The sequence below is a fragment of the Cryobacterium sinapicolor genome (assembly GCF_004403465.1).
GTDB classification, from domain to species: Bacteria; Actinomycetota; Actinomycetes; order Actinomycetales; family Microbacteriaceae; genus Cryobacterium; species Cryobacterium sinapicolor.
The window spans coordinates 1-7,011 of the sequence record NZ_SOGQ01000038.1 but is presented as its reverse complement, the minus strand read 5'-3'; the positions used below and the strand labels follow the sequence as shown (position 1 = coordinate 7,011).

The following is a 7,011-nucleotide window of genomic DNA, read 5'->3' as shown; positions in this document are numbered from 1 at the left end:
GCGGCGGTGGGCGCGGCGCGGCGGTGGGCGCGGCGGTGGGCGTGGCGCGGCGGTGGGCGCGGCTCAGGCCGGCGTCGCCGGGAGGTCGAAGTAGAGGTGGGCGTGGGCGCGGCATCCGTCGTTGAAGGCGGCGCCGCACGACGGGCACGCCGTGGCCGCCCGGTAGTCGGCGATCGAGAGTGTGCCGCGGCAGACTCCGCAGAGGATGGCCTGCTCGTGCCAGCGGTCGGGCGGCCAAAGCCTGGCGGCATGGGTTTCGCCGGCGGAATGGCACTGGTAGCAGGGGTAGAAGCGTTCGCAGCAGAAGAACTTGATCGCCACGATGTCGAGGGCGGAATGGTAGTGCACGCAGCGGGTCTGGGCGTCGACGGTCTGTCCGTGGATCTGCATGCTGGTCCTTCGCGGGAGGGGCGAACGCGGCTGCCCGCGCGGTGAAGCCGGGGCGCCTCGCGGCATCCCGGCCTCAGGGGCTACTCGCCGGTGACCTGCTCGGTGACGAAGGCCTCGAAGGCGGCAGGGTCGTCGAGGGCGCCGGGGTAGGAAACGCCGTTCACCAGGACGGTGGGCGTGCCCTTGATCTGCTTGATGTCGGCGTTCGGGATCGGGCCGTCGAGCGCCCGCTGGGTGGCGTCGCCGACCCAGGAGGCGAAGGTGTTCTCCGTGATGCAGGTGGCGACCTTCTCGTCGGTGACGCCCGAGTCGGTGGCCAAGCTGACCAGGTCGTCGTCGGTCAGGCCTTCGGTGTTCTCTGCCGGCTGGTTCGCGAACAGCGCCGCGTTCATGGCGAGCACGTTCTCGGGCTCGTAGTTGGCGACGCAGGCGAGGGCGGCGGCGGCCCGGGTCGGGTACTTGCTGCCGGCCGAGACCGGGTCGAGGATCGAGATCGGGTGCAACTCGAGCGTGGCGGTTCCGGCGGCCACCCAGCCGGCGATCTGCTCACCGTTCGTGGTCTCGAACTGGCCGCAGAACGGGCAGAGGTAGTCGGCGTAGACCACGATATTGGCGGTGTCGCCGAGAGTGGTCGGGTCGGTGGCGATGGGGTCTTCGTCGGCGGCGAGCGCGACGGTCTCGACCGGGACGATGTTGGTGCCGTCGCCGCCGAGCACCACCCCGTCGCTGGCCATGTTGAGCGGACCCGGTGTCGCAGGACCCTGGCTGCCGACCACGATGAGGGCCACGACCACGGCAGCCGCGATCAGGCCGGCGCCGATGCCGCCGCGAAGAAGCCAGCGGTTGCGCTTCTCCTTCTTCTGCTGCTCCTCGCGGAGCTGGCGAGCGCTTTCACGCGCCATCTCGCGGCGATCCTTCTTCGGGGGGACAGGCTTGCCGTAGACATTGCTCATGGACTTAGTGCACCGTTTCGTAGCGACTGGCAGGTGGTTCCAAGATTAGAGGGTCCGTCTCGGGGCGAGGTGCAGTGCGGCTGTGAGGGGTCTGTGAGCGCGGTCCGGGGCACCGTAAACCCGGGCGGTGTTGTGCGTAGCGAGGGAGGTGTCAGCGGTCATCCCGGAGTGGGATTGAACGCGGGTGCCGCCGTTGTCCACGCCCGGTGCACGATCGTGGGGATTCCTGCAACTTCTGCGGCGTTCTCCGGCCGGGGGAATAGCTGCCGGGCCGGTGGTCTTGTCTCTGACAGCGGTTCCGCGTTCCGCTGCTGGTACTGACGCCCGTGATGCGGCGCCTCGACCTCACCAGACCAGCACGCCCCGGCCCCGTCGGGCCGGCACCATTGATACCGAGGATCAACACTTCGTGACTACCGCCGCCATCACCGTCATTACCGCTGCCGACCTGAGGTCGACCGCGAAGCATCCCGGCGACGCTCTTTCCCGCGGTCAGCGCCTCGTCTACATCATCGTTCTGGGTGCGCTCACGGCCCTCGGCCCCTTCACGATCGACCTCTACCTGCCGGCGTTCCCCACCCTGGAGGGCGAGTTCGGCGTCTCGCCGGCGGCCATCCAGCTGACCCTCACCGGCACCATGATCGGGTTCGGCTTCGGCCAGCTCATCGTCGGGCCGTGGAGTGACAAGGTCGGGCGCCGCCTGCCGCTGATGCTCGCGACCGGCTTCCACATCCTGGCGAGCGTGGGCGCCGCTCTCTCCCAGGACATCGTCTGGCTCGGGGTCTTCCGCCTGCTGCAGGGCTTCGGCGCCGCCGCCGGCGCGGTTGTCGCCCTCGCGATGGTGCGGGACCTATTCGGCGGTAAGCCGCTGGTGAAGATGCTTTCCCGACTCGCGCTGATCAGCGGGCTGGCCCCCGTGCTGGCCCCGGTCATCGGCTCGCAGCTGCTGCTCGTGATGAGCTGGCGCGGCATCTTCTGGGTGCTCGCCGCCTATGGCGCGGTTGTGATCCTGGCCGTCGCCTTCTGGATCGTCGAGACACTTCCGGATGCCGAGCGCCACACCACGGGGCACAGTTCCCTCCGCCAGCGCTACCGTGCGGTGCTCAGCGACCGGGTCTTCGTGGGCGTCGCGATCATCGGCGCGATGTCGTTCACCGGTCTGTTCTCCTACCTCTCGGCGTCGTCGTTCCTGTTCCAGGACGTGTACGGATTCAGCCCGCAGCAGTACGGCGTGCTCTTCGCCGTCAACTCACTCGGCGTCGTGGCGGGTGTTCAGCTCAGCTCCCGGCTGATGCACCGTTTCAACATCGGCCCTCAGTGGATCATCTCGGTGTCCACTCTGGTGCTCCTCATCACGGCCTCCGCCATCGTTCTGCTCGACCTGGCCGGCGCGGGGCTGTGGGGCACCCTGGTTCCGCTCTGGTTCTTCATCGCGGCCTTCGGATTCACGATGCCCAGCGTTCAGGTGATCGCCCTGAACGCGCATGCGCACGAGGCCGGAACCGCTGCGTCGCTGCTCGGCGCCGCGAACTTCGGCGTCGCCGGACTGATCTCCCCGATCGTCGGGGTGCTCGGCGTCGGGACCGCCGTTCCGATGGGCGCCGTGATGGGCGTCACCGCCGTCGTGTCGATTCTCGCCCTCTGGTTGGTCGTGCGGCCCCGGACGGTGCCCGCGCTGGGGCACTGAGGCAGCTCGGGTGCGGGCATCCGTAACCGTCAGGCGGCATCGGCCGGTGGCCGCCGGTGGCCGCCGGTGGCTAACTCAGGAGATTCCGGGCGGCGACGCCGTGGCGGCGGCGGATGCCGCGTGATTGCGGCATCCGTCGTCGCCGGCTTCGCAGACCTCCTGATTAAGCCACCGGAGGTGCGCGGCAAACGGCCCCGGCGAACGGTCGCGGTCCGGCACCGATCTAGCATGGAGGAATGATGAGCGAGCGCGCCCCCGAGACCGCAGCCACCCCCGCGACCCGGCGCATCGCCCGCCGCTGGCCGCTGGTCAGCGGGGCCGCGGCGCTATTGCTGGCCGTGGGACTCGGCGCCCTGATCGTGGTGCGGGGCAACGGCAGCCCGCTGAAGATCGACGCCGAGTGGATGGACGAGATACTGGAGCACCGGGCGCCGGTCTGGGAGTACCTCTCGCTCACGATGAACTTCCTCGGCGCGGGGATCGCCGGTGTGATCGTGATTCCGGTGCTGATCCTGTTGGTCCTGCTGCTGCTCAAACGGCCGTGGGCGGCCGGCTACTACGTGGTCGCGACGATCGTGAGTTCGGGTCTCGTGCAGGTGCTCAAGTCCCTGTTCGGGCGCGCGCGGCCGGAAGATATGCTGGTCGTGTCTGATTTCGGTTCGTTTCCGTCCGGCCATGTGGCCAATGCGGCGACCATGGCCGTCTGCCTGGGCATCCTCTTCCCGCGCGTCTGGGTCTGGCTGGCCGGCGCCGTCTACACGGTGCTGATGATGGTCAGCCGCACCTACCTGGGCGCACACTGGCTGACGGACACGATCGGCGGGCTGCTGCTCGGCGCGGCCGTCGCCGTGCTGCTGTGGGCGCCGGTCGCCGCGAAGCTCCAGGGGGAGCGCGAACTGGCGGCGAAGCATCCGTCACCCCTGCGAATTCGACGGAGAAATTCCGTTTAGAGCGCTCAATCGGGACAGAACAGCCGGTTTTCCTCAGAATCTCCGTCGAATTGGTTCGGGGCGACGCGCGGGGCTGACGGCGACGGATGCCCCGGGGTAGCGTCCTAGCATGAGAATCCTCCTTGTCGGGGCGGGCGGCGTCGGAGACGCGTTCGCAAAGATCATCGCCAGGCGCACATTCTTCGAGCACGTCATCGTGTCGGACTTCGACCTGACCCGGGCGGAGCGCACGATCGTCGCGATCGGCCTGAAGCACGGGCACGCCGTCGCGGCCCGGTTCTCCGCCGAGCAGATCGACGCCGGCGACCCGGACCGGGTGGAATCCGTTGCCCGGAAGCACGGCGCCACCCACGTGATGAACGCGGTCGAGCCCAAGTTCGTGCCCACCGTGTTCGCCGGGGCGCTCGCCGCCGGCTGCGACTACCTCGACATGGCCGTAAGCCTGTCCGAGCCGCACCCCACCGATCCCTACCGCCAGACCGGGGTCATGCTCGGTGACGACCAGTTCGCGCAGGCCGCCGACTGGGAGACCGCCGGCCGCCTAGCCCTGGTGGGCATGGGCGTCGAGCCGGGACTCTCGGATGTCTTCGCCCGCTACGCCTCCGACCACCTGTTTCGACAGATCGAGGAGCTCGGCACGCGGGACGGAGCCAACCTGATCGTTCGCGACGACGCCGGGAACGAGATCTTCGCGCCCTCGTTCAGCATCTGGACCACGATCGAGGAGTGCCTGAACCCGCCGCTGATCTTCGAGAAGGACCGCGGCTGGTTCACCACTCCGCCGTTCAGCGAACCGGAAATGTTCGATTTCCCGGAGGGCATCGGCCGGGTCGAGTGCGTGAACGTGGAGCACGAGGAGGTGGTGCTGATGCCGCGCTGGCTCGATGCGAAACGGGTCACCTTCAAGTACGGCCTGGGCGAGGAATTCATCGGAGTGCTGAAGACCCTGCACCTGCTCGGCCTCGACCGGGTCGACCCGGTGCGGGTGCGCAGCGCCGCCGGCCCGGTGCTGGTCGCCCCGCGCGATGTGGTCGCCGCCTGCCTGCCCGACCCGGCCACGATCGGCCCGCGGATGACCGGCAAGACTTGCGCAGGCGTGTGGATCACCGGCACCGGCCTCGACGACCGGCCGCGCGAGGTCTACCTGTACCACGTGGCCGACAACGAGTGGACGATGCGCGAGTACGACACCCAGTGCGTGGTCTGGCAGACCGCGCTCAACCCCGTGATCGCCCTGGAACTGCTGGCCGCCGGCACCTGGGGCGGCATCGGCGTGCTCGGCCCGGAGGCCTTCGACGCAAAGGCGTTCCTCGACCTGATGAGCGCGCCCGAATCCGACGGCGGTTACGGCCAGCCCTGGGGGATGGAGGACCGGCTGGCGTAACCGGTTCCGGCCGGTGGCCGGTGGCCCGCTGCCCGTTGCCCGCGGGCGGCACCGGCTGCGAGGCACCCGCCGCACGCGCGCCGGATGCGAGATGATGCTCTGACTGGACGCGCAACATCCGTCGGAACGAAAGCGGTACGGGAATGATCAATGGTGATGTCTCCTTCTGGTGGAACCAGCTCGGCCGGCCGGCCAATCGCGATCCCCTGCCCGGGCCGACAACGGCGGATGTGTGCATCGTCGGCGCCGGCTACACCGGGCTGTGGACGGCCTACTACCTGAAGAAGGCGGCCCCGGCACTGCGGATCGTGATCGTGGAGCAGCGCTTCGCCGGCTACGGCGCGTCGGGGCGGAACGGCGGCTGGCTGACCAACTCGGTCACCGGCGGCCGCGAGCAGTACGTCGCCTCGCACGGGCGCGACGCCGCGGCCCGGTTCCAGACCGGCATGAACGAGACGGTCGACGAGGTGATCCGGGTGGCCGCGGACGAGGGTATCGACGCCGACATCGTCAAGGGCGGCGAGTTCACCGTGGCGTACGACCAGCCGCAGCAACGGCGCCTCGAGGCATCCGCCCGGTCGGAGCAGGCCTGGGACATGACGGATGTCGAACTCCTCTCCCCGGCGGCGGCGCGCGCCCGCATCGACGTGGCCGGCGCCACCGGGGCGATGTGGCACCCGCACTGCGCGCGCATCAACCCCGCCAAACTCGCGGCGGGGCTCGCCCGGGTGGTGGAGGGTCTCGGCGTGGAGATCTACGAGGACACCCAGGTCAGCGAGATCACGCCGCACCGGGCGATCACCGACCGGGGCGTCGTGGACGCGGAGTTCGTGGTGCGCGCCACGGAGGGATTCACGGCGGGGTTGAAGGGCCTGCACCGGGCCTGGCTGCCGATGAACTCGACACTGATCGCGACCGCGCCGCTCGGCTCGGACGTCTGGGCGAGCATCTGCTGGGAGGGACGGGAGACCCTCGGTGACATGGCGCACGCCTACATGTACGCGCAGCGCACCGCCGACGACCGCATCGCGATCGGCGGCCGGGGCGTGCCGTACCGGTTCGGGTCGCAGACGGATTCCGACGGGCGGACCCCGGCGAGCACGGTGAAGGCGCTGCGGGGCATCCTGACCCGGTTCTTCCCGGCGACGGCGGGCGTGGCGATCGATCACGCCTGGTCCGGCGTGCTGGGCGTGCCGCGCGACTGGGCGGCGACGGTGGGGCTCGACCCGGCGACCGGGCTGGCCTGGGCCGGCGGCTATGTGGGCACCGGGGTGGCCACGACGAACCTGGCCGGGCGCACGCTGACCGACCTCATCCTCGGTAACGACACCGGCCTCACCCGGCTGCCGTGGGTGAACCACCGGGTGCGCAACTGGGAGCCGGAGCCGCTGCGCTGGCTCGCCGTGCACGCGCTCTACCGCGCCTACTCGCTGGCCGACCATGCCGAGCTCACTCGCCGGAAGACGACGTCTCCGATCGCATCCGTCGCGGACGTGGTCTCCGGTCGCGGGCACTAGGGCGGTCGCTCGGCGGTTCCCGGGGGGTGCCCCTATGTTTTTGTCAAGCCGCGAGTTGATGGTCGGTTTGATAAAGGGTGCCGTCGCGCAGCATGGCATAGAGAACGTCGCAGCGTCGTCGGGCTAGGGC

Annotated in this window: 6 protein-coding genes; 4 read left to right on the top strand and 2 right to left on the bottom strand. The window is 69.6% G+C overall.

Annotation, left to right across the window (positions count from 1 at the left end; translation table 11 throughout):
- Positions 1–63: 63 nt before the first annotated feature.
- Positions 64–390, bottom strand: a complete 327-nt coding sequence (locus E3T28_RS08150; protein ID WP_134429628.1) for a CHY zinc finger protein — start codon at positions 388–390, stop codon at positions 64–66.
- Between the two features lie 80 nt (positions 391–470).
- The gene (locus tag E3T28_RS08145) at positions 471–1,343 is read right to left on the bottom strand and encodes a DsbA family protein (RefSeq protein ID WP_134429626.1); all 873 of its coding nucleotides are present in this window, start codon (positions 1,341–1,343) and stop codon (positions 471–473) included.
- A 409-nt stretch (positions 1,344–1,752) separates the two neighbouring features.
- Between E3T28_RS08145 and E3T28_RS08140 the strand changes: the two genes are divergently transcribed.
- The 4 genes from E3T28_RS08140 (at position 1,753) to E3T28_RS08125 (ending at position 6,881) form a co-directional block, all read left to right on the top strand.
- Positions 1,753–3,030 carry a multidrug effflux MFS transporter gene (locus E3T28_RS08140; protein ID WP_134429624.1) on the top strand — a complete coding sequence of 426 codons (1,278 nt, stop codon included), beginning with the start codon at positions 1,753–1,755 and terminating at the stop codon, positions 3,028–3,030.
- Between the two features lie 236 nt (positions 3,031–3,266).
- On the top strand, positions 3,267–3,980 hold the full coding sequence (locus E3T28_RS08135) for a phosphatase PAP2 family protein (protein WP_134429622.1): 714 nt from the start codon (positions 3,267–3,269) through the stop codon (positions 3,978–3,980).
- Positions 3,981–4,089: 109 nt separating this feature from the next.
- Positions 4,090–5,364, top strand: a complete 1,275-nt coding sequence (locus E3T28_RS08130) for a saccharopine dehydrogenase family protein (RefSeq protein ID WP_134429620.1) — start codon at positions 4,090–4,092, stop codon at positions 5,362–5,364.
- A gap of 143 nt (positions 5,365–5,507) precedes the next feature.
- The gene (locus E3T28_RS08125; protein ID WP_134429618.1) at positions 5,508–6,881 is read left to right on the top strand and encodes an NAD(P)/FAD-dependent oxidoreductase; all 1,374 of its coding nucleotides are present in this window, start codon (positions 5,508–5,510) and stop codon (positions 6,879–6,881) included.
- The last annotated feature ends 130 nt before the right edge of the window (positions 6,882–7,011 follow it).